Below are 24,157 nucleotides of genomic sequence, written 5' to 3' on the forward strand. Positions count from 1 at the left end.
TTCAGCGGGCGCCGGCCGTCGGCTCCGGCCGCTCCTCGAGCGCCGCCGTCATCCCGGGCAGGCGGCGCCAGCCCCAGGCGAGCACGCCGAGCGCCAGCAGCATCGCCAGGATGGTCGGCAGGCGCAGCCCGAACAGCTCGCCGAGCGTGCCCAACAGGAGCGCGCCGAGCGCCGGGCAGGCCCGGGTGATGAGCCCCCAGAGGCTGAGGACCCGGCCGCGCATGCTCGCATCGGCGGCGTTCTGCACCAGGGTCTGGGTGGTGATGCCATGCGCCGAGCCCGCCGCCCCCATCGCCGCGGCGCAGAGCAGGGCGAAGGGGAAGAAGCCGGTGGCAACGAAGCCGATGGTGCAGATCGCCTGCACGCCCACCGCGCCGACGGCGATGCGCGTCGTGCCCTGCATGCGGCCGCGATTGGCCACCCAGAGCCCGGTGATCAGCGCGCCGACGCCGATGCAGGCCGTCAGCAGGCCGAGCCCTTCCGGCCCGCGATGGAACAGCCGCTCGACATAGGGCGGCAGGATCTCCTGCACGCCGCGCATCAGCACGGCGCAGATGGCGGCGAAGATCAGCAGCGGCCCGATGCCAGGGTGCCGCCCGGCATAGCGGAAGCCGGCCGCCGCCTCGGCCCAGACGCTGCCCTCGGGCGCATGGCCGCGGCGCTGCGAGGCCTCGACCCGCAGCAGCGGCATGCTGGCGCAGGCGAGCACATAGGCGAGGCAATTGAACAGGATCGCCGGCACCACGCCGCTGGTGGCGATCAGCGGCCCGGCGATGACCGGGCCGATGAAGCGGGCGACGTTGAAGCAGAGCGAGTTGCAGGCGACCGCCGCCGGCAGGTCGGCGCGCGGCACCAGCCCCGGCATCAGGCTCTGCCGCGCCGGCTGCGAGAAGCTCGCCGCCGTGCCGCTCATCGCCTCGCAGGCCAGCAGGAGGCCGATGCTGATCTCGCCCGTTGCCACCATGGTGGCGACCAGCGCCGCCTCGCAGGCGATGACCGCCTGGGAGAGCATGGTCAGCCGCACCCGGTCCATGCGGTCGGCGACCGCCCCGGCGATGGGGCTGAAGATCACCGCCGGGGCGAGGTCGGAGAAGGCGCACATGCTGACCCAGAAGGCGCTGTGCGTCATTTCCCAGGCGAGCCAGGAGACGCCCATCCGGTGCGCCCAGAGGCCGGTCCAGGAGAGCAGCGAGGCGCCGAAGAAGATCTGCGCGTCGCGATGCGAGAGGGCTCGCCCAAGCGCCCCGAAGCTGGCCATGCCGCTACCGCCGGCGGGCGGCGGGGCGGCGGGCCGGGAAGCGGCGGCGCATCCTCAGCGCTGCGGCGGCGTGCGGGTGTTCTCCTGGACGCACTGGTCGGCCAGGCGGTCGCGCTCGAAGAGACGGCCCAGCCGGTCGGTCTCGGCGCGCTGCGAATAGATGCTGGCCTGCGAGCCGACGCGGGAATCCCGCTCGTCCTCGCGCATGAGCTGGCCGCGGTCGCGGGTGACGATGATCCGGTCGGCGTCGCGGCGGCAGGCGGCGGCGATCGCCGCCTGGTCCTGCACCGCCCGGCCCGGCGGCGGCGCGACATAGACCCCGCCGGGATTGCTCGGGATGACCGGCGGCGCGCCCTCGCGCGGCGGCGGCGTGAAGCTGAGGGGGGCGATCGCCGGATCGCGGCCGCCTCCGGCGCAGGCGGCGAGGCCGGCCAGCGCCAGCCCCGGCAGCATGGCCCGCAACAGGGGCTTCGCGGCATGGGGCGGACAGGGCAGGGGGCGGATCATGCGGATCATCTCATGCAATGCGGCGCTGCTCGGCGCCTGGCGGCAGACGATCCGACAATAGCCGCCGAAGCCCGGCCTCGTCGAACCTCGCCCCGGGATCGAGCGGCATGGAGGCGGCGGCGTCGAGCAGCGCCGGATGCAGCTCGATGCCCTCGGGCGTGACGTCGAAGAGGGGGGCGAGGGCGGGCACCCGGCCGAGCACCTCGACCAATGCGAGCAGGCGCAGGCACAGCGCGAGGCCCGGCAGCGTCCCGAGCCCGACCGCCGAATCGATCGCCTCCGCCCAGCAGCCGGCATCGGCATCGGTGATGGCGATCTCCGTCGACTCGCCATCGGGCCGGGCGAAATGCAGCAGCCGCGGCGCGCCCCAGAGATGCCGCGCCGCGGCATGGCGCGCGAGGGTCCAAGCGGAGAGCAGGGCGGCGGGCTGCACGGCGGGCAGGCGCTCCGGCGGCACCGGGACGGCATAGGCAAGGGCGCCGGCCGGGGTGCGGGCGACGCGGATGGGACCGGACATCATCTGAGAGTGGGGACCGGGGCCGCCGGAGGAAAGGGTCGGCCCGCCCCGCGGCCTCCGCGGCCCCTCGAGCAGATCCCGGTCAGATGGGATCACCTGATCGGGTGACGATGCTCTGAAGGCAACAGGCTGGAGCATGTGCCGGGAACCGGCGTGAACGGACGATGCTCCGGCCCCGCCGCTATCAGCGGTGGGTCAGGTAGCGCCGGTCGCCGGAGGGCGTATAGACGAAGGCCTCGTTGAGGGCGCTCCGGCAGGGCTTGTCCCAGGTGCAGCGCCCCGGGCCCGGGGCGGGCGGCGCGCTGGCGCTCGGCGGCGCCGGCGGCGCGATGGCCCCGGGCTTCGGCGGCTCCGCCGCGCCCCCGGCCAGGCTGGCGGCGCCGAGACCAAGCCCGGCGGCCAGCAGGATGATCGCTCGCTGCATCGGATACCCCCCGCGAAGGCTGCGCGCCGCCAGCACTGGCATGGAAGTCCGACCACTTTCTTGCCGCGGCGGGCGGCGGCGCGCGGGTTTGCCGAAATCCGGCGCCCGGGGTCAACTTGGCCAGGGCCGCTTGCCCCGGACGATGCCATGACCGATCCCGCCGACCTTCCCGCCACCCAGGCCGCACGGCGCCTCGCCGAGGGCAGCCTCTCCGCCGTCGAGATGACGGAGGCGCTGCTGGCCCGCATCGCGGACCGCGAACCGGTCCTGCGCGCCTTCGCCTGGCTCGACCCGGCCCTCGCCCTGCGCCAGGCGCGGGCGCTCGATGCCGCCCGGCGCGCCGGCCGTGCCGCCGGGCCGCTGCACGGCCTCTCGCTCGGCGTGAAGGACGTGCTCGACACCGCCGACCAGCCCTCCCAGTACGGCTCGCCGATCTGGGCCGGGCATCGGCCGCGCAGCGACGCGGCCTGCGTGGCGCTCGGTCGCCGGGCCGGGGCGGTGATCCTCGGCAAGACCGTCACCACCGAATTCGCCACCCGCCATCCCGGGCCGACGACCAACCCGGCCAATCCCGCGCATACGCCGGGCGGCAGCTCCTCCGGCTCGGCGGCGGGCGCCGCGGCCGGCGTCTTCCATGCCGGCTTCGCCACCCAGACCGCGGGCAGCATCATCCGCCCGGCCGCCTTCTGCGGCGCCGTCGGCTGCAAGCCGAGCTTCGGCACGCTGCACCGGGCGGGCATGAAGGTGATGAGCGAATCGCTCGACACCATCGGCGTCATCACCCGCAGCGTGGGCGATGCCGCGCTCGTCCTCGGCGGCCTCACCGGCCGGGATTACGGCAAGCCGGAGACGCGGCCCGGCACCGCCCCGCGCCTCGGCCTCTGCTGGGGCCCGACGGCGGATCAGGCGGCGCCGGAGACGCGGGCGCTGCTGGAGCGCGTGGCCACGGCGGCGGCACGCGCCGGGGCGGTGGTCCAGCCGCTCGAGATGCCGGCCGCGGTGGTGGCCGGCCTCGCGGCGCATCCGCTGGTGATGAACGGCGAATCGGCGGCGGCACTCGCCTGGGAGCTCGACCACGCCGCGCCGCTGCTCTCGCCCGGGCTGCGCGAGCGGCTGCAATGGGGCGCCGGCCAGGGGGCGGCGGCGCTGGCGGCGGGGCGGGCCGCCTTCGCCACCGCGCGCGCCGCCATCCGCGACCTGTTCGGCGAGGTCGATGCCATCCTGACGCCGAGCGCCCCGGGCGAGGCGCCCGAGGGGTTGGGCTGGACCGGCGACCCTGCCTTCAACTCGCTCTGGACCCTGCTGCACCTGCCCTGCGTCACGGTGCCCGCCGGCACCGGGCCGCGAGGCTTACCGCTCGGCGTGCAGATCGTCACCGGCTTCGGGGAGGATGCGGCGGCGCTCGCCTGGGCGGAATGGGTCCGGCAGGCCGCCGGATAGGCCGCCCCGCCGCGGCGGGCGGGCCGCTCAGCGCAGGCCCGCGAAGCCCGGCGCCTGCCGCAGCGCCTCGGTGGTGTCGAAGTCGCGGAGCACCGCGTCATCGGCCATCTCCACCTCGGCGACGCGGTCGGCATGCTTGCCGGCCAGGTGCCGCGCGCCGACATCGCCGCTGATGGTCATCATCTCGGGCAGGAATTCCCGCGCCCAGAGCATGGGGTTGCCCTGCTTGCCGCGGAAGGTCGGCATGACGATGGCGCGGCCCTCCTCGGGATCGAAGGCGGCGGCCAGCCGGTCGATCATCGCCGCGCCGACCAGCGGCATGTCGCCGAGGCAGATCACCACCCCCTCGACATCCTCCGGCAGGGCGGCGAGGCCGGCGCGGAGGCTGGCGGAGAGCCCCTCGGCGTAATCCTCGGCATGGGCGAAGCGGACCGGCCGGCCGGCCAGCGCCTCCTCCACCCGGGCACGCTCGTAGCCCGTGACCACCACCACCGGCCGGGCGCGCGAGGCGAGGACGTTGTCCACCACCCGCGCCACCATCGGCACGCCCTTGTCGTCCGCGACCAGCAGCTTGTTGAGCGGCGCCATGCGGCGGCTGCGGCCGGCCGCCAGCACCAGCGCCGCGACCTGTCGCGGCCGGCGTGGGGGGCGCGTCGGCGCCGCGGCCCGGGCCGCCTCGGCCCGCGGCAGGGGGCGGGCCTCGATCTCCTTCAGCAGCCCGCCGACCCCCATGCCCATGACGTCCCGCGGCGTCACCGCGAGGCCGGCGAAGAGGCGCTGCAGCACCCAGTCGATGCCGTTCAGCTTGGGCGACTTGGCACAGCCGGGCAGCACCAGCGCCGGGATGTCGTCGATATGGCCGAGGCAGATCAGGTTGCCGGGATCGACCGGCATGCCGAAATGGTCGATCGCCCCGCCGGCCCGGACGATGGCGGCCGGCCCGACATCGCGCCGGTCCACCACGGCCGAGGCGCCGGCGACGAGCAGGAGCTGGGCGCCATGCCGGCGCAGGCGGTTCAGCGCATCGGCGATCGGCGTCGTCTCGTGCCGGCAGCGCTCCGGCGGCATCAGGCTGCCGCAGAGCGCCTCCACCCGGTCGCGCGTCGCCTCGACCGCGCCCTCCATCACGCTCTCCTTCACCCCCGGCAGCTCGCTCAGCACCAGCCCGACCTTGAGCGGGCGGAAGGGGTGCAGCGCCAGCGGCGGCGGGCCCTGGCGGATCATCGTCTCCGCCACCTGCAGCACCGGGCCGGGCACGGCGAAGGGGATCACCTTGATCGTCGCCAGCATCTCCTTGGCCGCCACCGGCTGGTGCGAGGCGAGGGTCGCCAGGGTGAGCGATTCATCGAGCGCGTTCAGGCGGTTGACGAGCTGCGCGTCGATGACGAGCAGGCCGGAGGTCTCGGCGAGCAGGTTGACCCGGCCGGTCGAGGCGCGCGAGCGCGCCAGCAGCGGCCCGACCAGCGCATCGGCGATGCGGTCGGCCGCCTCGTCCTCCGGCACGTCGCCCGGCTCGAGCCGGGCCGTGATCACGCTGCCATGCCCGCCCTGCTGCAGGGCCGCGACCGCCGCCTGGTCGAGCACGGTGCCCTTCTTCAGCACCCGGCCCGGCAGGCGGATGGTATGGGCGAGGATGGCGCCGCGCGCCTCGTCCAGCGGTGTCGGCCCGAAGATCATGCCGCGGCGGCCGGGGCGGGCGCGGCGCGTCGGGCCAGCGCCGCGCCGCGCCGGGCGGCGACGACCTCGGCGAGGATCGAGAGCGCGATCTCGGGGGCCGTCACCGCGGCGATGTCGAGGCCCACCGGGGCACGGATGCGCGCCATCGCCGCCTCGCCATGCCCCATCTCGGCGAGGCGCGCGACGCGCTTGGCATGCGTCCGCCGGCTGCCGAGCGCGCCGATGTAGAAGCACGGGGAGCGCAACGCGATGTCGAGCGCGGGATCGTCGAGTTTCGGATCATGGGTCAGCGTCACCACCGCGGTCCGCGCATCCGGCGCGAGGGCGCGCATGGCGTCGTCGGTCCATTCATGGATCAGCGTGATGCCCGGGAAGCGGTCGGCCGTCGCCCAGGCGCGGCGCGGATCGACGACGGTGACCGCGAAGCCGGTGGTCTGCGCCATCGGCACCAGCGCCTGCGCGATATGCACGGCGCCGACCACGATGAGGCGGAGCGGCGGGTTGTGCGGGTGCACGAACCAGGCCTCGCCATCCAGGGTGAGGTTGGCGGCCGCGTCGTCGCGCAGCGCCGCCTCGGCCGCCTCGGCGAGGGCGCCGGGCAGGGCGGCATCCGGCCAGAGGCATTGCTCGCCATCCGAGAGCCGGGTCAGCAGCGCGACCGGGCGCTTGGCGGCCTGCGCCGCCTGCAGCGCGGCGAGGAGCGCCGGCGTCACGCCAGCTTCTCCACGAAGACCTTCAGCTTGCCGCCGCAGGCGAGCCCCACCTCCCAGGCCCGCTCGTCGGAGATGCCGAAATCGAGCAGCTGCGGCGAGCCGGTCCGCATGGTCTGCTGCGCCGCATCGGCGACCGCGCCCTCGATGCAGCCGCCGGAGACGCTGCCGGCGAGCTTGCCGGTGGCGCTCACCGCCAGCCGCGAGCCGGCGGGGCGGGGCGAGGAGCCCCAGGTCTCCACCACCGTGGCCAGGGCCACGGGTTCGCCGGCCGCCCGCCAGGCGGCGGCGGTCGCCAGCACATCCTCGGAATCACTCATGCTGCGATTCTCCTCCCGGGCTGCGGCCGGCTCAGGCTTTCCACCAGCGCCCGCAGGCTGTGCAGATTATGCACGGGGCGGAACTCGTCCACATGCGGCAGCATCGCCCGGATCCCCTGGGATCTGGGCTGGAAGCCCTCGTAGCGCAACAGCGGGTTCAGCCAGACCAGGCGGCGGCAGGAGCGGCGCAGCCGGTCGGTCGCCTCGGCGAGCCCCTTGGCGCCGTCGCGATCCAGCCCATCCGTGATCAGCAGCACCACGGCGCCCTGGCCGAGCACGCGCCTCGCCCATTGCCGGTTGAACAGCTCGATCGCCTCGCCGATGCGCGTGCCGCCGGACCAGTCGGGCACGACATGCGAGACCAGCTCGAAGGCCACCTCGGCGTCGCGGTGGCGGAGCTGCCGGGTGACATTGGTCAGGCGCGTGCCGAAGAGGAAGCTGTGCACCCGGTCGCGGTCATTGGTCACGGCATGCAGGAAATGCAGCAGGATCTGCGCGTAGCGGGCCATGCTGCCGGAGATGTCGCAGAGCGCGACCAGCGGCGGCGGCCGCGTGACCTTGCGGCGGCGGGCGAGGGTGAGGATCTCGCCGCCCTGGTGCAGGCTGGCGCGGATGGTGGCGCGGAGATCGACGCCCGGCCCTTCCGGGTCGGGCCGGAAGCGGCGCGTCGGGCGATCCTCGAGCGGCAGGACGAGCTTCTGGATCTCGCGCTTCGCCGCGGCGATCTCAGCCGCCGACATGGCCTCGAAATCCATGCTCTGCAGGCGCTCGCGCTCGCTGACCGTCATCGCCACCTCGAGCGGCGGCCGCTCCTCCGGCTCGGGCGGCGGCTGCGGCGGCTGGCGCGGCGGGGTCATTGCCTCCGCGACCCGGCGGCTGGAGGGGGGGGGCTTCTGCCGCTCCTTGAACCCGTCCAGCAGGGCCATGGCGGCGGCGTTGCGGCCGGCCTCGGGGTCGCGCCAGAACAGCAGGAAGGCCTGGTCGAAGACGTCGAATTGCTCGTGCCGGCGGACCATCGCCGCCCGCAGCGCGGCATGCACCTGCCGGCGGTCGCCGATATCGACCAGGGTGAGCGCCTCGGCGGCGGCCAGGCTCTCGGCCGGGCCGACCGGCAGGCCGGCCCGCCGGAGCAGCCGGCCGAAGGCCAGCAGGTTGCCGGCGAGCGCCGTCCCCGAGGGCTTGATCAGCGCCGGCATGGCGGCGAACTCGCTCATCCCTCGGAACCTCCGATCATGCGGGCGCCGTCGCGGCGGGGCCGGACATGGCGCCGGGGGCAGTCGGGGCGGCGGTCGGGGCGCCGGCCGCGTCCCGACCGCTCAGGCCGCCGCCTGCTTCGCCTCGGCCACCAGCCGGGCGGCCTCGGCGCCGCGCAGCTTGGCGATGTCGTCCTGATATTTCAGCAGCACGCCGAGGGTTTCGTCCACCACCGCCGGCTCCAGCTCGCGCGCATCCAGCGCCGCCAGGGCCGCTGCCCAGTCGATGGTCTCGGCGACGCCGGGCAACTTGAAGTAGTCGCCGCCGCGCAGCCGTTGCACGAAGGCGACGACCTGGGCCGAGAGCCGCTCCGGCACGCCGGGCGCGCGGATGCGGAGGATGGCACGCTCGCGCGCCGCATCCGGATAGTCCACCCATTGATAGAGGCAGCGCCGGCGGATGGCGTCATGCACCTCGCGCGTGCGGTTGGAGGTGATGATGACGATGGGCGGGATCTCGGCCCGGATCGTCCCGAGCTCGGGCACGCTGAGCTGGAAATCGGCCAGGATCTCGAGCAGGAAGGCCTCGAAGGGCTCGTCGGCGCGGTCGAGCTCGTCGATCAGCAGCACCGCAGGGCCGCCCTCGGGGGAGAGGGCCTGGAGCAGGGGCCGCTCCTGCAGGAATTCCCGCGCATAGATGCCGCGCTCCAGCGCCGCCCGGTCGGCGGCCTGGCCGCTCGCCTCGGCGAGGCGGATCGCCATCAGCTGGCGGGCGTGGTTCCACTCATAGGCCGCGGCCGAGAGGTCGAGCCCGTCATAGCATTGCAGCCGGACCAGCCGCCGCGGCAGCTCGCGCGCCAGCACCTTGGCGATCTCGGTCTTGCCGGTGCCGGGCTCGCCCTCGAGGAAGAGCGGCCGGCGCATCCGGAGCGAGAGATGCACCGTCGTCGCCAACCCTCTGTCGGCGACATAGCCGCCGCCGGCGAGCAGCGCCTGCGTCGCCTCGACGCTCGCCGGCAAATCCGGGGCGCCGGTGGGGGGCAGGGCCGCCGCAGCCTCCCCAGGGCCGGTCCCGAGGGGATCGCTCACAGGAACATCAGCGCCAGGATGATGAGCATCAGGACGCAGCCGATCCAGAATTGCAGCGGCAGGCCGAAGGGCTCGATCTCGAGCAGCAGCCGCAGCGGCTTGATGGCATCGGTGTCCACCGGGCGCGGGTTCGGCCGGTAGACCGGCTTGCCGCCGCCGGCGCTCGGCCCCTCGGCGCCATGCTGGGTGAGCGGGCCCGCGGCGTCGAGGTCGCGCAGATACTCGGTGTCGGTGTTGGCGGCCGGGGCGCCATGGGCGGCGGCGCCGACGCGGCGGTCTGTCGCGGCCCGGTTGCCGGGGCTGGTGGTCGCGGCCGCGGCGGCCGCGTTGCTGGCCGCCTCGGGCGCCGCGCCGGCGCCGGCCGCCATGGCGGCCGCCGGTTGCGCCGCGGCCAGGGCCGGCTCGGCGGCCGGCTCGGGCGTCAGCCGGGCGGCGAAGCGGTCGAAGAACTGGTCGGCCATCTGCTTCGCGGTGCTGTCGATCAGCCGTGCGCCGAGCTGCGCCATCTTGCCGCCGACCTGCGCCTTGACGTTGTACTTCAGGAGCGTCTCGGCCGGGCCCAGCTCCTCCAGCGCGACATCGGCGCCGCCCTTGGCGAAGCCCATGGCGCCGCCATTGCCCTCGCCGCTGATGGTGTAGCTGGCGGGCGGGTTGATGTTCTCGAGCTTCACCTTGCCGCCGAACTTCGCCGACATCGGGCCCAGCTTGACGCCGACGCGGGCCTGGAACTGGTCATCGGCGGTCCGCTCGACGGACTCGCAGCCCGGAATGGAGGCACGGAGCGCCTCCGGATCGTTCAGCGCTTCCCAGACTTGCTGCCGCGGCGCGGGGATGCGCCGCTCGCCGGTCATTTCCATGCTCTGCTCCCGCGTTTGGCCCGGACCTTAGGCGCCGGTCCGCGGGAGGGAAACCCCTGGGGCGGGGCCTCGGTTCGCCGGCCGCATCGACCGCGCCGCAGCGGCCCCGGCCGCCCCGGCCAGGGCGGCCGGATGGACCTGCGCCGAGGGGGGTGGGCACCCGGGATGGGCGCTTGGGCCGGGCGCCCGGGGCGGGGCCCGCGATCCACCCCGGCTATTGCCAGCTTCCGACCTCCGGAATTGACAGCACCGGGCTCTGGTCCCCTTCTCCCGGAACGCCAGCAGGAGATCCGCCATGCCCTATGTGATCGGTGCCGATGTCCCGGACGAGCCGGCCGGACTGCGCTTCCGCCGCCTGCTCGAGCGGCCGGAGATCCTGCAGATGCCAGGCGCCCATTTCGGCATGGCGGCGCTGCTGGCGAAGAAGGCCGGCTTCGAGGCGCTCTACCTCTCCGGCGCCGCCATGACCGCGACCATGGGGCTGCCGGATCTCGGCATGATCACGGTGGACGAGGTCTGCTTCTGGATCCGCCAGGTCAACCGCGCCGCCGGCCTGCCGATGCTGGTCGATGGCGATACCGGCTATGGCGAGGCGCTGAACGTCATGCACATGGTGCGCGCCTTCGAAGAGGCGGGCGCCGGCGCCGTGCATCTCGAGGACCAGCTCCTGCCGAAGAAATGCGGCCATCTGAACGACAAGAAGCTGGCCGATGCGCATGACATGGCGGCCAAGGTCGCCGCCGCCCGCAAGGCCCGCAAGCACCTCTACATCATCGCCCGCACCGATGCGGCGGCGAGCGAGGGGATGGATGGCGCGGTGGCGCGCGCCAGGCTCTACCTCGAGGCGGGGGCGGACGCGATCTTCCCCGAGGCGCTGAACACCCGCGAGATGTTCACCGAATTCGCCCGCCGCATGCCCGGCGTGACGCTGCTGGCGAACATGACCGAGTTCGGCCGCACGCCCTTCTTCACCGCCGCCGAGTTCCAGGCGATGGGCTATGCCATGGTGATCTGGCCGGTCTCGCATCTCCGGGTGGCGGCCAAGGCCATCGAGGAGCTCTATGCCTCGATCCGCGCCAATGGTGGCACGCATAAGATGGTCGAGCGCATGCAGACCCGGGCCGAGCTCTACGCCACCATCGGCTACCACGATTACGAGTCGCTGGATGCGACGCTGGTCAAGACCGTGATCCCGACCGGGATGCCGCAGCGGGGCTGATCTCCTCCCCCGGGCAGCCGTCCCCGGCTGCCCCCTGGCGCGGGAGGGCTGCCCCGGCTGGCCGGCCAGGGCAGCCCCGACGCATCAGCGGCGCAGCTCTTCCGGCACCTTGCCGCCGTTCTGCGCCAGCTTCTGCATGACCTGGCGGTGCAGCCAGATGTTCATGGCCGCGGAATCCGAGGTGCTGCCGTCGTAATGCAGCTCCTGCGCAAGCTCCTTCCGGGCCTCGAGGCTGCTGTCGAGGCCGAGCAGCTTCATCAGGTCGACGATGGAGTGCTTCCAGTCGAGCTTCTGCGGCGCCTTCGCCGCCAGCCCGTCGAGCAGCGCCGCGACATCGACATCGCTGATCGAGGGCGTCTGGCCGGAGGCGCCGGCCGCACCGTCCGGGGCGCCCGGCGTGGCCGGGGCGGCGCCGGACGGGGATGCGCCGCTGCCGGGCTGCGCGGCCGCCTGGCTGTGGCCGAAGATCTTCGACAAGATGTTTCCGAAAACGCTCATGCTTCATCCTCCAGACGGTCATGTCGGACGGAAACTCTAACGAAGCTTGCCTAGCGCGGTTTGCCTCGGCACCTGGATCACCGGAGCGTCATCGGAATGGGGGCTGCCCGCGGCGGGCCTGAATCCGCCGGCCGCGCCGCCGGCGGCCGATGGCGGGGGCACCGCCCCGACCGGGTCACGGCATGTAGCTGCCGCCATTGATGTGCCAGACCTGCCCGGTGACCCAGGCCGCCTTCCCGGACGCCAGATAGACGGCGAGATCGGCGATCTCGTCCGGCCGGCCGAGCCGGCCGAGCGGCAGCGCCCGGCCCATCGCCTGCAGCTCCTCCTCGGTATTGCCGTAGCGGGGCTGTGCCGTGTCCGTGGTGCCGGGGGCGATGGCGTTCACCCGGATGCCGTGCGGCGCCAGCGCCAGGGCCATGGAGCGGGTTATGCCAACCACGCCGTTCTTGGTGGCGCTGTAATGCACGCCGACCGGCGTGCCGCGCACCGCCTGGGACGAGAGGTTGATGATTGATCCGCCATGCCCGGCCGCCAGCATCGCCCGCGCCGCGGCCTGGGCGGCGAAGGCGCTGCCCTTCAGGTTGACGGCGAGCACGCGGTCCCACTCCGCCTCGGTCATCTCGAGGAAGGGAACGCGCGGGAAGATGCCGGCATTGTTCACCAGCACGTCGAGCCGGCCGAGCGCGCCGACCGCCGCCTCGACGATGCGGCCGCATTCGGCGACATGGCCGACATCGCCCTGGACCAGCGCGGCGCGGCGGCCGGCGGCGTGCACCTCCGCCGCCACCGCCGCGGCGGCGGCCTCGTCATCCAGCCAGTTCAGCGCCACGTCATAGCCCGCCGCCGCGAAGGCGAGGGCGCAGCATCGCCCGATGCCCTGCTGCGCGCCGGTCACCAGCACCACCTGCGCCGTCATGCTCCATCTCCCCTTGGCTTGCTGCAGTGCAGTATGCGGCGGGCCGGCCGGTGATGTCAGCGGGTGATGTCAGCGGGTGATGTCAGCGGGCGATGAGGGGGCGATAGCGCTCCAGCATCTGGCCGCCATCCGGGCCGGCGCGCTGCAGCCATTCCCCGGTCTGCTTCGCGCCGATCTCGCGCAGCGCGGCCTGCATCGCCGGCGGCGCGGCCACGACCTGCATGCCCTGGCTGCGCAACCGGTCGAGCATCGCGCCCTCCGCCTCCCGGCTCATCTCCGCGCCGCGCGCCGCGGCCCGCGCCGCGGCATCGAGCACTGCCTTGCGCAGCGCGGGGTCGAGGGCGGCCAGCGCCCGGCTGTTGGCGAAGACGGCGTTGCGCGGCCGCATCCCGCCGACATCGGTGAAATGCCCGGCGAAGTCCCAGGCGCTGGCATCGACGCCGGTCTGGGCCGAGGTGAAGAGGACGTTGACCAGGTTGGTGGCGAAGGCCTGCGGGATGTCCGGCACCTGCACCGTCACGGGCTGCGCGCCGAGCAGCTCGGCGAAGCGGAAGGTCAGGGTGTTGAAGGCTCGCAGCCGCGTGCCCCGCAGCTGCTCGAGCCCGGTTAGCGGCGCCCGGGTGTAGAATCCCTGGCTGTTCCAATGGACCATGTAGAGCAGGGTCAGCCCTTGGCGCTCGAGGCGGGCCCGGATGAAGGGCTCCGTCGCCTCGTGCAGCGCGACCGCGGCGGGCCAAGTGTCGGCCAGGAAGGGCACGCTGTCGACCTCGAAGAAGGGGTCATCGTTGCCATAGGCCGAAAGCAGGATCTCGCCGAGCTGCACCTGGCCGGTCTGCACGCCGCGCTTGATCTGCGCCATGGGCAGCAGCGAGCCGTTGTGGTGGCCCTGGACCACCAGGGCGCCGCCACTGGCCTCGGCGATGTCCTGCAGGAAGGCGCGCAGGTTGCGGGTGTGGAAATTTGCCTCGGCATAGGGGGAGGCGGCCACCCAGCGCGTCTGCGCGGCGGTGGGCAGGGCGAGGCAGGCGGCCAGCAGGGCCGCCAGGGCGAGGCGGATCACGACGTGCGCTCCCGGAAGGTTCGTTCCGATCAGTTTCGCTGGCCCCGCCCTGTGCCGCAAGCCCTGGACCAGGCTGCCCAGCGGTGTAGCCTGCCGGCCATGCGCCCCGGCCCATTCGAATGACCACGCTTCCCGAGACGCCGAGCTTCCGCCTCGACGGGCGCCGTGCCCTGGTCACCGGGGCAGGGCGGGGGATCGGCCTCGCCGCCGCGGCGGCGCTGGCCGGAGCCGGCGCGGCGGTGACGCTCGCCGCCCGCACCGCGGCCGAGATCGAGGCCGCGGCCGAGGCCATCCGCGCCGCCGGCGGCGAGGCGGATGCGTTGGTGCTGGATGTGGCCGATCTGCCGGCGCTGCAGGCGGCCATCGCCGCCCGGCCGGCCTTCCATGCCTTCGTGAACAATGCCGGCACCAACCGCCCGGCGCGCTTCGACCAGGTGACGGTGGAGGATTTCGACGCCGTCGTGGCGCTCAACCTGCGCGGCTGCTTCTTCGCCGCGCAGGCCGTGACGCAGCGGATGATGGCGGAGGGGGTGCGGGGCTCCATCATCAACATCTCCTCGCAGATGGGGCATGTCGGCGGCCCGAATCGCGGCGTCTATTGCGCCAGCAAATGGGCGATGGAGGGCTGGACCAAGTCGATGGCGATCGACCTCGCCCCCTTCGGCATCCGCGCCAACACCATCGGGCCCACCTTCGTCGAGACGCCGCTGACCAAGCCCTTCTTCGAGAAGCCGGAGTTCCGGGACTGGGTGCTGTCGAAGATCAAGCTCGGGCGGCTCGGCCAGGTGCAGGACCTGATGGGCGCGGTCGTCTTCCTCGCCTCCGATGCCTCGGCGCTGATGACCGGCTCGGCCATGCTGGTCGATGGCGGCTGGACGGCGGAATAGGCGGTGCCCCGACGCAATCTTGAGGAGGAAGGCGCATGGCGCGCTGGCTGAAGACGAGCATCTCCGCCGCCGACAAGGCGGAGGCCGATGCCAAGGTGCGGGCGGTGGTCGAGGGGCTGCTGGCCGATATCGCCGCGCGCGGCGACGCCGCGGTGCGCGAGATGTCGGTGAAGTTCGACAGATGGGACCGCGCCGACTACCGGCTGACGGATGCCGAGATCAAGGACTGCCTCGGCCAGCTCCGCGGCCAGGATCTCGAGGATATCCGCTTCGCCCAGGAGCAGGTGCGGAATTTCGCGCAGCACCAGAAGGCGGCGCTGCAGGACATTGAGGTCGAGACCCTGCCTGGCGTGGTGCTCGGCCATAAGAACATCCCGGTCAACTCGGTCGGCTGCTACGTGCCGGGCGGCAAGTACCCGCTGCTCGCCTCGGCGCATATGTCGGTGGTGACGGCCAAGGTCGCCGGCGTGCCGCGCATCGTCACCTGCGCCCCGCCCTTCGAGGGTCGGCCGGCGCCGGCGATCGTCGCGGCGCAGCACCTGGCGGGGGCGGATGTCATCTATTGCCTCGGCGGCGTGCAGGCGGTGGGCGCCATGGCGCTGGGCACGGAGAGCATCACGCCGGTCGACATGCTGGTCGGGCCAGGCAACGCCTTCGTCGCCGAGGCCAAGCGGCAGCTCTATGGCCGGGTCGGCATCGACCTCTTCGCCGGCCCGACCGAGACGCTGGTGATCGCCGACGAGACGGTGGATGGCGAGATCTGCGCCACCGACCTGCTCGGCCAGGCGGAGCATGGGCCGACGAGCCCCGCCATCCTGCTGACCGATTCCGAGAAACTCGCCCGCGAGACCATGGCGGAGATCGAGCGGCTGCTCGGCATCCTGCCGACGGCCGCCATCGCGCGGCAGTCCTGGCGCGACTACGGCGAGGTCATCCTCTGCGACGGACCGGAGGAGATGCTGCGGGAGGCGGACCGCATCGCCTCCGAGCATGTGCAGGTGATGACGCGGGACGACGACTACTTCCTGCAGCACATGACCAATTACGGCGCGCTCTTCCTCGGGCCGCGGACCAATGTCGCCTATGGCGACAAGGTCATCGGCACCAACCACACGCTGCCGACGCAGAAGGCGGCGCGCTACACGGGCGGGCTCTGGGTCGGGAAATTCCTCAAGACCGTGACCTATCAGCGGGTGCTGACCGACCAGGCCAGCGCCATGATCGGCGAGGCCTGCTCGCGGCTCTGCATGTTGGAGGGCTTCGCCGGCCATGCCGAGCAGGCCAATATCCGGGTGCGCCGCTATGGCGGCCGCAACATCCCCTATGCGACGGCCGCGGAGAAGGCGTGATGGGCTTCGACCTGCTGCTGCGCGATGCCCGGCTGGCCGATGGCGCCGCCGTCGATATCGGCGTGCGGGAGGGACGGATCGCGGCTGTCGGCCCCGGGCTGGAGGGCGAGGCGGGGGAGGTGGTGGAGTGCGGCGGCCGCCTGGTCTCGCCGGGCTTCGTCGAGACCCATATCCACCTCGACAAGACCTGCACCATCGACCGCTGCGCCTGCGAGACCACCCGCTTCCCGCATGGCGCCATGCAGCGGGTGAGCGACATCAAGCACACATTCACCGTGGAGGACGTCACCGACCGGGCGCGGCGGACGCTGGAGAGGTGCATCTCCCACGGCACGACCCTGATGCGCACCCATGCCGAGGTCGATCCCAAGGTCGGGCTGCGCGGCTTCGAGGGGGTGAAGGCGCTGGTCGAGCGCTATCGCTGGGCCATCGACATCGAGATCTGCGTCATGCCGCAGGAGGGGATGCTCAACAATCCGGGCACGGAGGCGCTGATGGTCGCGGCGCTGCGCGACGGCGCCCGGGTGATCGGCGCCGCCCCGTCCTATGACAGCGACCCGGCCGGGCAGATCCGCCGGGTCTTCGAGCTGGCGCGGGAGTTCGACGTCGATATCGACATGCATGTCGACAGCGGCTCCTCGGCCGAGCATCTCGACACGCGCCTGGTCTGCGAGCTGACCGAGCAGTATGGCTGGGGCGGCCGCGTCGCCTGCGGCCACCTCACCAAGCTCTCGGTCATGCCGCTGCCGGAGCTCGACGCCATGGCCCGGCGCATGGCCGATGCCGGCGTCGCGCTCACCGTGCTGCCTTCGACCGACCTCTATCTCGGCGGGCGGGACAAGGACCACCGGATCGAGCGCAGCGTGGCCGATGCCAACCGGCTGCACCGGCTCGGCGTCACCTGCTCCCTCTCCTCGAACAACATCCTGAACGCCTTCACCCCGATGGGCGACGGGCAGCTCATCCGGCAGGCGAATCTCTATGCCAATGTGGTGCAGCACGCCATGCCGGACGAGTTGCGCGACACCTGGGCGATGGTCACCAGCCAGTCCGCCAGGCTGATGCGCCGCCAGGATTACGGCATCGCAGCGGGCAACCCGGCCGACCTCGTCCTGGTGGATGCGCCGGACCCGGTGGCGGCGATCCGGGAGGTGGCGCCGGTGCTCGCCGGCTGGAAAGCCGGCCGACGCAGCTTCACGCGCCAGCCGGTGGTGCTACACAGGCCGTAACGGAAGCCCCGGAGGAACCAGGTCCATGCGCAAGCGCCGCCTCGGCGAAGCCCCGCACCCGCGCCGCGGCGCGGCCGGCCAGGGCAGGGCCGGCCGATGAGCAGCGTCGCCGCCCGGCGCGCCGCCTTCCGCGCCATCCTCGCCGGCACCGCCTGCCTCCATCCCGCCTCGGTCTACGACCCGATGTCGGCGCGGATCGCCGAGGATCTCGGCTTCGAGCTCGGCATGTTCGCCGGCTCCACCGCCTCCCTCACCATCCTCGGCGCGCCGGACAACATCACCATCACCCTCAGCGAGTTCGCCGAACAGTGCCGGCGCATCTGCCGCGCGGTGAAGCGCCTGCCGGTGCTGGTCGATGCCGATCATGGCTATGGCAACGCGCTGAACGCCATGCGGACGGTAGAGGAGGTGGAGACCGCCGGCATCGCCGCCATGACGCTGGAGGACACCGTCCTGCCGCGTCCCTATGGCGATGGCCGGGTGACGCTGCTCAGCCTCGAGGAGGGGCTCGGCAAGATCCGGGCGGCGCTGGCGGCGCGAGACGATCCGGGCTTCGGCATCGTGGCGCGGACCGGCGCGGTCTCCGTCACCGGCCTCGAGGATGCGCTGGAGCGGACCCGCGCCTATACGGCGAGCGGCGCCGATGCGCTCTTCTATACCGGCATCCGGACCCCGGCCGAGCTCGATGCCATCGCCGCCGTGGCGACGCTGCCGATCATCCTCGGCGGGGCGGAGGGGAAGGAGCTCAGCGACCGGGCCTATCTGGCGGCGCGCGGCGTGCGCATCGCCTTGCAGGGGCATCAGCCGATCCAGGCGGCGCAGCGCGCGGTCCAGGAGACGCTGCAGGCGCTGCGCGAGGGCGTGCCGCCGAAGCAGCTGCCGGGGATGCCGCAGGGCGACCTGATGGCGCGGGCGACGCGCGAGGCCGACTACAAGCGCTGGACCGGGGATTTCCTCGGCGGCGCCTGAGGCTCGCCGGCCAGGGATGCGCATGGGGATGACAAAGGAACGACAGACATGGTGAGCCAGACCGAGGGCGCCTTCCTGACGCTGCACGAGTTCGTCAAGGAAGCAAAGGGCCGCCTCAGCCCCGGCAATTGGGACTATCTGGTCGGCGCGACCGAGACCGAGACCACCATGATGCGCAACCGGATGGCGCTCGACAGCGTCGCCTTCCGGCCGCGCGTGCTGCGCGACGTCTCCTCGATCGACCTCTCCGGCCGCTTCCTCGGCCGCAAGATCACGCTGCCGGTCATGCTGGCGCCGGTCGGCGGGCTCGAGAATTTCGATCCCGAGGGCGGCGCCCCGGCCGGCCGCGCGGCCAAGGCCTATGGCGTGCCGATCATGGTCTCCTCCGTCTCCATGCCCGGCCTGCAGCCGATGGCCGAGGCGACGCAGGGCGGGGTCCGGGTCTTCCAGCTCTATGTCCGCGGCGATTTCGAATGGATCGCCGACATCACCGAGCAGGCGATCGCCGCCGGCTACGACGCCTTCTGCATGACGGTCGACACCGCCATCTACAGCCGGCGCGAGCGCGACATCTCGAAGCGCTTCGTCAAGCCCTGGCGGCAGCGGGCGACGGGCATGCATTTCCAGGCGGCGTTGAACTGGGACGACGTGAAGCGCTGGAAGGAGCGCTTCCCGCGGACGCCGCTGGTGCTGAAGGGCGTCGCCACCGCCGAGGATGCGGCCATCGCCTGCGATCACGGCGTCGAGGTGGTCTATGTCTCGAACCATGGCGGCCGCCAGCTCGACCATGGCCGCGGCGCGCTCGACGTGCTGCCGGAGGTGGTGCAGGCGGTCGGCAGCCGCGCCAAGGTCTGGATCGATGGCGGCTTCTCGCGCGGCTCCGACATCGTCAAGGCGGTGGCCATGGGGGCGGAGCTGGTCGGGCTCGGCCGGCTCTACTGCTACGCCCTGGCCGCCGCCGGTGAGGCGGGCGTCACCCGCATGTTCGAGCTGCTGGAGACCGAGATCCACGAGGTGCTCGGCCTGCTCGGCGTGACCGGCTTCGACGGGCTCGACGGCAGCTACCTGCATGCCGCGCCGCCGGTCGTCCTGCCGCATGTCCACAGCGCCTTCCCGCTGACCAACCTGGCCGATCCCGGCTATCGCTGAGGGTTGCGCGCCCGCGCCACCCTGGCAGGCTGTCGGCTTGACAGCCCGGGGATGCGCGATGCTGGTGCCGCTGATTGGATATCTCGACCGTTTCTCCGCCCGGCCGGGCGAGCGGCTGGAGGTCAAGGTATCCTCCCAGCTCGGCCTGCCCTATCGGGCCGAGCTGGTGCGGGTGCGGCACGCCGATCCCAACCCTGCCGGCCCGGGCATGCGGCTGATCCCGGTGCCGGCCGACTGGGCGGGCGAGTATCCCGGCATCGCCAAGCCGGTCCCCAACGGCTCGTTCGGCCGCGCCGCCGGCCGGCTCGCGCTCGGCGAGGCCTTCACCCTGCTGCTGCGCGTCGCGCCCTGGCTGCCGCGCTCGGCGCCGCAGACCCTGCTGGCGCTGCGCGGCTCCGGATGCGCGCTCACCCTCTCGGTCAGCGATGCGGGCTTCGCCGTCGAGGCGAGCCATGGCGACCAGGCGGCGCGCTGCGCCACGGCGGCGCCGCCGCATCCGCGGAGCTGGTACGAGATCGCCGTCACCCTCGGCGAGGGGCGCCTCACCCTGTCGCAGCGCCCGCTGCAGCGTATCTGGGGCGCACGCGACGCCGGCGCGGCGGAGGCGGCGCTGCCGCCGGCCGATTGGTCCGGCGAGACGACCATCACCGTCGCCGCTTCGCCCGAGGCGACCGCGCATTTCAACGGCCGGATCGAGGATCCGCTGCTGCTGCGCGGCACGCCGCGCGTCACCCTGGACGATCCGGAGGCCCTGCTCGCCTCCGGCCGCGTCGCCGCCTGGTGGGACTTTTCCGAGCGCATGGAGGGCGAGGCCATCCTCGACCGCGGCGCCGCCGGTCTGCATGGCGGCCTAGTGAACATGCCGGCCCGGGCGGTGAAGGGCAGCCGCTGGACCGGCGCGGAGCATGCCTGGCGCCACGCGCCGCGGCACTATGCAGCGATCCACTTCCACGAGGACGACCTCGAGGATTGCCGCTGGGCCACCGATTTCACCGTGCCCATCCCGGAGGACATGCCGAGCGGCGTCTATGCGGTGCGGCTGACCTGCGGCGAGCACTGGGACATGATCCCCTTCTTCGTGCTGCCGCCGAAGGGGGTGGCGCGGGCGCCGATCGCCTATCTGGCCAATACCTTCACCTGCCAGGTCTACGCCAATTACCGCCGCCCCGAATTCCCGGAGGACCACCGGCGCAAGCGGCAAGCCTGGGGCGCCTTCGACTGGTGCGGCAACCTCGTCACCGAATACGGGCTCTCCACCTACAACACGCATGTCGATGGCAGCGGCATCCACCTTTCCTCGCGCCTGCGCCCGATCCTGAACCTGCGCCCCGGCTTCGTCGCGGTGCCGGACCCGGTGGGCTCCGGCCTGCGCCACCTGCCGGCGGACAGCCACCTGACCGACTGGCTGGAGGAGAAGGGCTTCGCCTTCGACGTCATCACCGATGAGGATCTCGACGAGGAGGGCCTGGACCTTCTCGCCCGCTACAAATGCGTCGTCACCGGCTCGCATCCGGAATACCACACGCCGGGCACGCTGGATGCGCTGCAGGCCTACGTCTCGGGCGGCGGCCGGCTCGCCTATCTCGGCGGCAACGGCTTCTACTGGAAGGTCGCCCGCCGCCGGGACCGGCCGCACCTGCTCGAGATCCGCCGCGCCGAGGGCGGCATCCGCGCCTGGGCGGCGGAGACCGGCGAATACTACAACCAGCTCGACGGCACGCTCGGCGGGTTGTGGCGGCGCAACGGCCGGCCGCCGCAGCTGCTCTGCGGCGTCGGCTTCAGCGGCCAGGGGAAGTTCGAGGGCAGCCATTACCGGGCCATGCCCGGCGCCACCGATCCGCGCGCGGCCTGGATCCTCGACGGCACGGGCATCGTCCCGGGCGACACCTTCGGCGGCTTCGGCCTCTCGGGCGGCGGCGCCGCCGGCTTCGAGCTCGACCGCGCCGACCCGCTGCTCGGCACGCCGCCGAATGCGGTGATCCTGGCGCGCTCGGAGGGGCACCAGGATCATTTCGTCACTGTGCCCGAGGAGCTGCTGACGCATCTCACCACGGTGACGGGCGAGACGCCGGAGGCGCTGATCCGGGCCGAGATCGTCTATTTCGAGACCCGCCAGGGCGGCGCGGTCTTCTCGACCGGCTCCATCACCTTCTGTGGCAGCCTCTCGCATGCCGGTTACGCGAACCCGATCTCGCGTATGCTGGAGAATGTTCTAACCCGGTTCCAGGCGTGACCGCATGAAGACCGACACCCCCGTCACCATCCGCCGCGGCGATTACGCCCCGCCCGCCTATCTGGTGGATGAGGTCGCGCTGGAGTTCCGCCTCGACCCGGCCGCGACGCTGGTGCGGGCGCGGCTGGCGCTGCGGCGGAACCCTGCCGCCGCGCCGGATGCGCCGCTGCGGCTGGACGGGGAGGGGTTGCAGCTGGTCGAGGCGCGGCTCGACGGCGCCGTGCTGCCGCCGGACCGCTGCCGGATCGGCGAGGACGGCGCGCTCACCCTCCTCGATCCGCCGGCCGCCGGGGTGCTGGAGACACTGGTGCGCATCGCGCCCGAGAGCAACACCGCGCTCTCCGGCCTCTACACCTCGGGCGGCAATTACTATACGCAATGCGAGGCCGAGGGCTTCCGGCGCATCACCTTCTTCCCCGACCGGCCCGACGTGATGTCGCGCTACGAGGTGACGATCACCGCCGACCGGACGCTCTGCCCGGTGCTGCTCTCGAACGGCAACCCGGCGGGCAGCGGCCTCGGCGACGGGAACACGCATTGGGCGCGCTGGGTCGATCCGCACCCGAAGCCGAGCTACCTCTTCGCCCTCGTCGCCGGCGACCTGGTGAACGTCGCCGACCGCTTCACCACCCGCTCGGGCCGCGAGGTGGCGCTCAACATCTGGGTCCGCCGCGGCGACGAGGATCGCTGCGGCCATGCCATGGACAGCCTGAAGCGCTCCATGGCCTGGGACGAGCAGGTCTTCGGCCTGGAATACGACCTCGACGTCTTCAACATCGCCGCCGTCTCCGACTTCAACATGGGGGCGATGGAGAACAAGGGTCTCAACGTCTTCAACACCAAATACGTGCTCGCCAGCCCGGAAAGCGCGACCGATGGCGATTGGCAGGGCATCGAGACGGTCGTCGCGCACGAGTATTTCCACAACTGGACCGGCAACCGCGTCACCTGCCGCGACTGGTTCCAGCTCTCGCTGAAGGAGGGGCTGACCGTCTTCCGCGACCAGGAATTCTCGGCCGACATGGGCAGCCGCGCGGTCAAGCGCATCCGCGACGTGCGCGGGCTGCGGGCGGCGCAGTTCCCCGAGGATGCCGGGCCGATGGCGCATCCGGTGCGGCCGGACAGCTATATCGAGATCGACAATTTCTACACGCCGACCGTCTATCAGAAGGGCGCCGAGGTAGTGCGGCTGATCCACACGCGGATCGGCCCGGCCGCCTTCCGCCGCGGCATGGATCTCTACATCGCCCGCAACGACAACCAGGCGGTGACGATCGAGGATTTCGTCGCCGCCATGCAGGAGGCCTCCGGCATCGACCTTTCGGCCTTCATGGGCTGGTACGACCAGGCCGGCACGCCGGAGCTCGCGGCCGAGGATCGCTACGACCCGGAGGCCCGCCGCTACACCCTCACGCTGCGGCAGAGCACCCCGCCGACCCCGGGCCAGCCGGCGAAGCGCCCGCTGCCCATCCCGGTGGCGATGGGCCTGCTCGGCCCGGACGGCGCCGCCCTGCCGACGCGCCTCGCGGGGGAGAACGCGGCGCAATCCGGCACCCGCACCCTGCTCCTGGAGGCGGCCGAGCAGTCCTTCACCTTCGAGGACGTGCCGGCGCCGCCGGTGCCCTCCCTGCTGCGCAGCTTCTCGGCGCCGGTGCGGCTGCAGGGCGTGCCGCGCGAACAGCTCCGCTTCCTCGCCGTGCATGACAGCGACCCCTTCGTGCGCTGGGAGAGCGGCCAGCAATACGCCGCCTCGGTGATGCTGGAGATGGTCGCGGCGGCGCAGCGGGGCGAGGCGCCCGGCTTCGACCCGGCCCTGGCCGAGGCGGTGGCGAACACGCTGGCGGCCGCCGAGGCGGACCCGGCCTTCGCCGCCGAGGCGCTGTCGCTGCCGGGGGAGGGGTTCCTGGCCGACCAGATGGCGGTCGCCGATCCCGTCGCCATCCATCGCGTCCGGCAGGGCCTGCGGGCGGAGATCGGCCGGCGCTGCGGCCCGGCGCTGCGGGCGGCCTATGGCTCGCTGGCCGAGACCGGGCCCTATCGCATCGATGGCCGCAGCATCGGCCGCCGCGCCCTGCGCAACGCCTGTCTCGGCTACCTCGTCGCCGCCGGCGATGCCGCGCTCGCCAAGGCGCAATTCGACGCCGCCACCAACATGACCGACAGCCTCGCCGCCCTCTCGCTGCTCGCCGATGCCGCGACGCCGGCGCGCGAGGAAGCGCTGGCCGCCTTCCACGCCCGCTGGCGCGGCGATGCGCTGGTGCTGGACAAATGGTTCTCCATCCAGGCCATGGCCGACCGGCCGGACGCGATCGAGGCGATGCGGCAGCTCTACGCGCATCCGGATTTCGACCTGCGGAACCCCAACCGCGCCCGCGCGCTGATCGGCGCCTTCGCCGCCGGCAACCCGGCGCATTTCCATGCGGAGTCGGGCGAGGGCTATCGCTTCCTGGCCGATGCGGTGATCGCGCTCGATCCGATCAACGGCTCGATCGCGGCGCGGCTGATCGGCCCGCTCGGGCAGTGGCGGCGCCAGGCGCCATCCCGGGGCGCGCTGATGCGGCGGGAGCTGCAACGGGTGCTGGACACGCCCAACCTGTCGAAGGGCACCTTCGAGAAGGCATCAAAGGCATTGCTCTGAGGCGGGAAGGGCCCG

Annotated in this window: 22 protein-coding genes; 9 read left to right on the forward strand and 13 right to left on the reverse strand. The window is 72.7% G+C overall.

Features of this window, described 5'->3' with window-relative positions; genetic code table 11:
• Position 1: 1 nt before the first annotated feature.
• The 4 genes from DOO78_RS04715 to DOO78_RS04730 form a co-directional block, all read right to left on the reverse strand.
• Positions 2–1,258, reverse strand: a complete 1,257-nt coding sequence (locus tag DOO78_RS04715) for an MFS transporter (protein ID WP_111468563.1) — start codon at positions 1,256–1,258, stop codon at positions 2–4.
• A gap of 54 nt (positions 1,259–1,312) precedes the next feature.
• A complete protein-coding gene (locus DOO78_RS04720) occupies positions 1,313–1,765 on the reverse strand; it encodes a hypothetical protein (RefSeq protein ID WP_128079998.1) in 453 nt (150 codons plus the stop codon).
• Between the two features lie 10 nt (positions 1,766–1,775).
• Positions 1,776–2,282, reverse strand: a complete 507-nt coding sequence (locus DOO78_RS04725) for a hypothetical protein (RefSeq protein ID WP_243634367.1) — start codon at positions 2,280–2,282, stop codon at positions 1,776–1,778.
• 184 nt (positions 2,283–2,466) lie between these two features.
• Positions 2,467–2,706 (reverse strand): hypothetical protein, encoded by a 240-nt coding sequence (locus DOO78_RS04730; protein ID WP_111468566.1) that lies wholly within the window; start codon positions 2,704–2,706, stop codon positions 2,467–2,469.
• Between the two features lie 147 nt (positions 2,707–2,853).
• On the opposite strand from DOO78_RS04730, the gene DOO78_RS04735 reads away from it, so the two are divergent.
• Positions 2,854–4,146, forward strand: a complete 1,293-nt coding sequence (locus DOO78_RS04735) for an amidase (RefSeq protein WP_111468567.1) — start codon at positions 2,854–2,856, stop codon at positions 4,144–4,146.
• Positions 4,147–4,173: 27 nt separating this feature from the next.
• Here DOO78_RS04735 and DOO78_RS04740 read toward each other — a convergent pair whose 3' ends face one another.
• From DOO78_RS04740 to DOO78_RS04765, 6 genes are all read right to left on the reverse strand, one after another.
• Positions 4,174–5,823 carry an NTP transferase domain-containing protein gene (locus DOO78_RS04740; protein WP_111468568.1) on the reverse strand — a complete coding sequence of 550 codons (1,650 nt, stop codon included), beginning with the start codon at positions 5,821–5,823 and terminating at the stop codon, positions 4,174–4,176.
• Positions 5,820–6,536, reverse strand: a complete 717-nt coding sequence (locus tag DOO78_RS04745) for an XdhC family protein (protein WP_111468569.1) — start codon at positions 6,534–6,536, stop codon at positions 5,820–5,822. The genes DOO78_RS04740 and DOO78_RS04745 overlap by 4 nt, the downstream gene beginning before the upstream one ends.
• Positions 6,533–6,853 (reverse strand): XdhC family protein, encoded by a 321-nt coding sequence (locus DOO78_RS04750; RefSeq protein ID WP_111468570.1) that lies wholly within the window; start codon positions 6,851–6,853, stop codon positions 6,533–6,535. The genes DOO78_RS04745 and DOO78_RS04750 overlap by 4 nt, the downstream gene beginning before the upstream one ends.
• On the reverse strand, positions 6,850–8,067 hold the full coding sequence (locus DOO78_RS04755; RefSeq protein WP_243634369.1) for a vWA domain-containing protein: 1,218 nt from the start codon (positions 8,065–8,067) through the stop codon (positions 6,850–6,852). Before DOO78_RS04755 ends, DOO78_RS04750 begins: the two co-directional genes overlap by 4 nt.
• Positions 8,068–8,169: 102 nt before the next feature.
• Positions 8,170–9,066 (reverse strand): AAA family ATPase, encoded by an 897-nt coding sequence (locus DOO78_RS04760; RefSeq protein WP_111468729.1) that lies wholly within the window; start codon positions 9,064–9,066, stop codon positions 8,170–8,172.
• A gap of 65 nt (positions 9,067–9,131) precedes the next feature.
• Positions 9,132–9,992 (reverse strand): CoxG family protein, encoded by an 861-nt coding sequence (locus tag DOO78_RS04765; RefSeq protein ID WP_111468571.1) that lies wholly within the window; start codon positions 9,990–9,992, stop codon positions 9,132–9,134.
• Between the two features lie 295 nt (positions 9,993–10,287).
• Here DOO78_RS04765 and prpB point away from each other — a divergent pair, with 295 nt between their 5' ends.
• A complete protein-coding gene (gene prpB, locus DOO78_RS04770; RefSeq protein WP_111468572.1) occupies positions 10,288–11,211 on the forward strand; it encodes a methylisocitrate lyase in 924 nt (307 codons plus the stop codon).
• A gap of 84 nt (positions 11,212–11,295) precedes the next feature.
• On the opposite strand, the gene DOO78_RS04775 is transcribed toward prpB, so the two are convergent.
• The 3 genes from DOO78_RS04775 to DOO78_RS04785 form a co-directional block, all read right to left on the reverse strand.
• Positions 11,296–11,709, reverse strand: coding sequence for a DUF3597 domain-containing protein (locus tag DOO78_RS04775; protein ID WP_111468573.1), 414 nt, complete (start codon positions 11,707–11,709; stop codon positions 11,296–11,298).
• A 175-nt stretch (positions 11,710–11,884) separates the two neighbouring features.
• On the reverse strand, positions 11,885–12,628 hold the full coding sequence (locus tag DOO78_RS04780) for an SDR family NAD(P)-dependent oxidoreductase (protein WP_111468574.1): 744 nt from the start codon (positions 12,626–12,628) through the stop codon (positions 11,885–11,887).
• An 82-nt stretch (positions 12,629–12,710) separates the two neighbouring features.
• Entirely contained in the window at positions 12,711–13,688 is a 978-nt protein-coding gene (locus DOO78_RS04785; protein ID WP_111468575.1) for a TRAP transporter substrate-binding protein, read from the reverse strand.
• Positions 13,689–13,807: 119 nt separating this feature from the next.
• Between DOO78_RS04785 and DOO78_RS04790 the strand changes: the two genes are divergently transcribed.
• The 7 genes from DOO78_RS04790 to pepN all read left to right on the forward strand — a co-directional run bounded on the left by DOO78_RS04790 (position 13,808) and on the right by pepN (position 24,142).
• Positions 13,808–14,575: an SDR family NAD(P)-dependent oxidoreductase gene (locus DOO78_RS04790; RefSeq protein WP_111468576.1), complete on the forward strand. Its 768-nt coding sequence runs from the start codon at positions 13,808–13,810 to the stop codon at positions 14,573–14,575.
• A 35-nt stretch (positions 14,576–14,610) separates the two neighbouring features.
• Entirely contained in the window at positions 14,611–15,924 is a 1,314-nt protein-coding gene (gene hisD / locus DOO78_RS04795) for a histidinol dehydrogenase (protein WP_111468577.1), read from the forward strand.
• Positions 15,924–17,153 (forward strand): amidohydrolase family protein, encoded by a 1,230-nt coding sequence (locus DOO78_RS04800; RefSeq protein WP_111468578.1) that lies wholly within the window; start codon positions 15,924–15,926, stop codon positions 17,151–17,153. The genes hisD and DOO78_RS04800 overlap by 1 nt, the downstream gene beginning before the upstream one ends.
• A gap of 96 nt (positions 17,154–17,249) precedes the next feature.
• Positions 17,250–18,122, forward strand: coding sequence for an isocitrate lyase/PEP mutase family protein (locus DOO78_RS04805; protein WP_111468579.1), 873 nt, complete (start codon positions 17,250–17,252; stop codon positions 18,120–18,122).
• 48 nt (positions 18,123–18,170) lie between these two features.
• Positions 18,171–19,271 carry an alpha-hydroxy acid oxidase gene (locus DOO78_RS04810; RefSeq protein ID WP_111468580.1) on the forward strand — a complete coding sequence of 367 codons (1,101 nt, stop codon included), beginning with the start codon at positions 18,171–18,173 and terminating at the stop codon, positions 19,269–19,271.
• Between the two features lie 64 nt (positions 19,272–19,335).
• A complete protein-coding gene (locus DOO78_RS04815) occupies positions 19,336–21,504 on the forward strand; it encodes a N,N-dimethylformamidase beta subunit family domain-containing protein (protein ID WP_243634370.1) in 2,169 nt (722 codons plus the stop codon).
• A 4-nt stretch (positions 21,505–21,508) separates the two neighbouring features.
• A complete protein-coding gene (gene pepN / locus DOO78_RS04820; RefSeq protein WP_111468581.1) occupies positions 21,509–24,142 on the forward strand; it encodes an aminopeptidase N in 2,634 nt (877 codons plus the stop codon).
• Positions 24,143–24,157 lie beyond the last annotated feature (15 nt).

The sequence above is a fragment of the Roseicella frigidaeris genome, from assembly GCF_003258945.1.
Lineage (GTDB): Bacteria > Pseudomonadota > Alphaproteobacteria > Acetobacterales > Acetobacteraceae > Paracraurococcus > Paracraurococcus frigidaeris.

What these genes read in the sequence shown, in the direction of transcription:
- DOO78_RS04715 (WP_111468563.1), bottom strand. Translation starts at nt 1,258, where the DNA reads ATGGCCAGCTTCGGGGCGCTTGGGCGAGCCCTCTCGCATCGCGACGCG.
- DOO78_RS04720 (WP_128079998.1), bottom strand. Translation starts at nt 1,765, where the DNA reads ATGATCCGCCCCCTGCCCTGTCCGCCCCATGCCGCGAAGCCCCTGTTG.
- DOO78_RS04725 (WP_243634367.1), bottom strand. Translation starts at nt 2,282, where the DNA reads ATGTCCGGTCCCATCCGCGTCGCCCGCACCCCGGCCGGCGCCCTTGCC.
- DOO78_RS04730 (WP_111468566.1), bottom strand. Translation starts at nt 2,706, where the DNA reads ATGCAGCGAGCGATCATCCTGCTGGCCGCCGGGCTTGGTCTCGGCGCC.
- DOO78_RS04735 (WP_111468567.1), top strand. Translation starts at nt 2,854, where the DNA reads ATGACCGATCCCGCCGACCTTCCCGCCACCCAGGCCGCACGGCGCCTC.
- DOO78_RS04740 (WP_111468568.1), bottom strand. Translation starts at nt 5,823, where the DNA reads ATGATCTTCGGGCCGACACCGCTGGACGAGGCGCGCGGCGCCATCCTC.
- DOO78_RS04750 (WP_111468570.1), bottom strand. Translation starts at nt 6,853, where the DNA reads ATGAGTGATTCCGAGGATGTGCTGGCGACCGCCGCCGCCTGGCGGGCG.
- DOO78_RS04755 (WP_243634369.1), bottom strand. Translation starts at nt 8,067, where the DNA reads ATGAGCGAGTTCGCCGCCATGCCGGCGCTGATCAAGCCCTCGGGGACG.
- DOO78_RS04765 (WP_111468571.1), bottom strand. Translation starts at nt 9,992, where the DNA reads ATGGAAATGACCGGCGAGCGGCGCATCCCCGCGCCGCGGCAGCAAGTC.
- prpB (WP_111468572.1), top strand. Translation starts at nt 10,288, where the DNA reads ATGCCCTATGTGATCGGTGCCGATGTCCCGGACGAGCCGGCCGGACTG.
- DOO78_RS04775 (WP_111468573.1), bottom strand. Translation starts at nt 11,709, where the DNA reads ATGAGCGTTTTCGGAAACATCTTGTCGAAGATCTTCGGCCACAGCCAG.
- DOO78_RS04780 (WP_111468574.1), bottom strand. Translation starts at nt 12,628, where the DNA reads ATGACGGCGCAGGTGGTGCTGGTGACCGGCGCGCAGCAGGGCATCGGG.
- DOO78_RS04790 (WP_111468576.1), top strand. Translation starts at nt 13,808, where the DNA reads ATGACCACGCTTCCCGAGACGCCGAGCTTCCGCCTCGACGGGCGCCGT.
- hisD (WP_111468577.1), top strand. Translation starts at nt 14,611, where the DNA reads ATGGCGCGCTGGCTGAAGACGAGCATCTCCGCCGCCGACAAGGCGGAG.
- DOO78_RS04800 (WP_111468578.1), top strand. Translation starts at nt 15,924, where the DNA reads ATGGGCTTCGACCTGCTGCTGCGCGATGCCCGGCTGGCCGATGGCGCC.
- DOO78_RS04805 (WP_111468579.1), top strand. Translation starts at nt 17,250, where the DNA reads ATGAGCAGCGTCGCCGCCCGGCGCGCCGCCTTCCGCGCCATCCTCGCC.
- DOO78_RS04810 (WP_111468580.1), top strand. Translation starts at nt 18,171, where the DNA reads ATGGTGAGCCAGACCGAGGGCGCCTTCCTGACGCTGCACGAGTTCGTC.
- pepN (WP_111468581.1), top strand. Translation starts at nt 21,509, where the DNA reads ATGAAGACCGACACCCCCGTCACCATCCGCCGCGGCGATTACGCCCCG.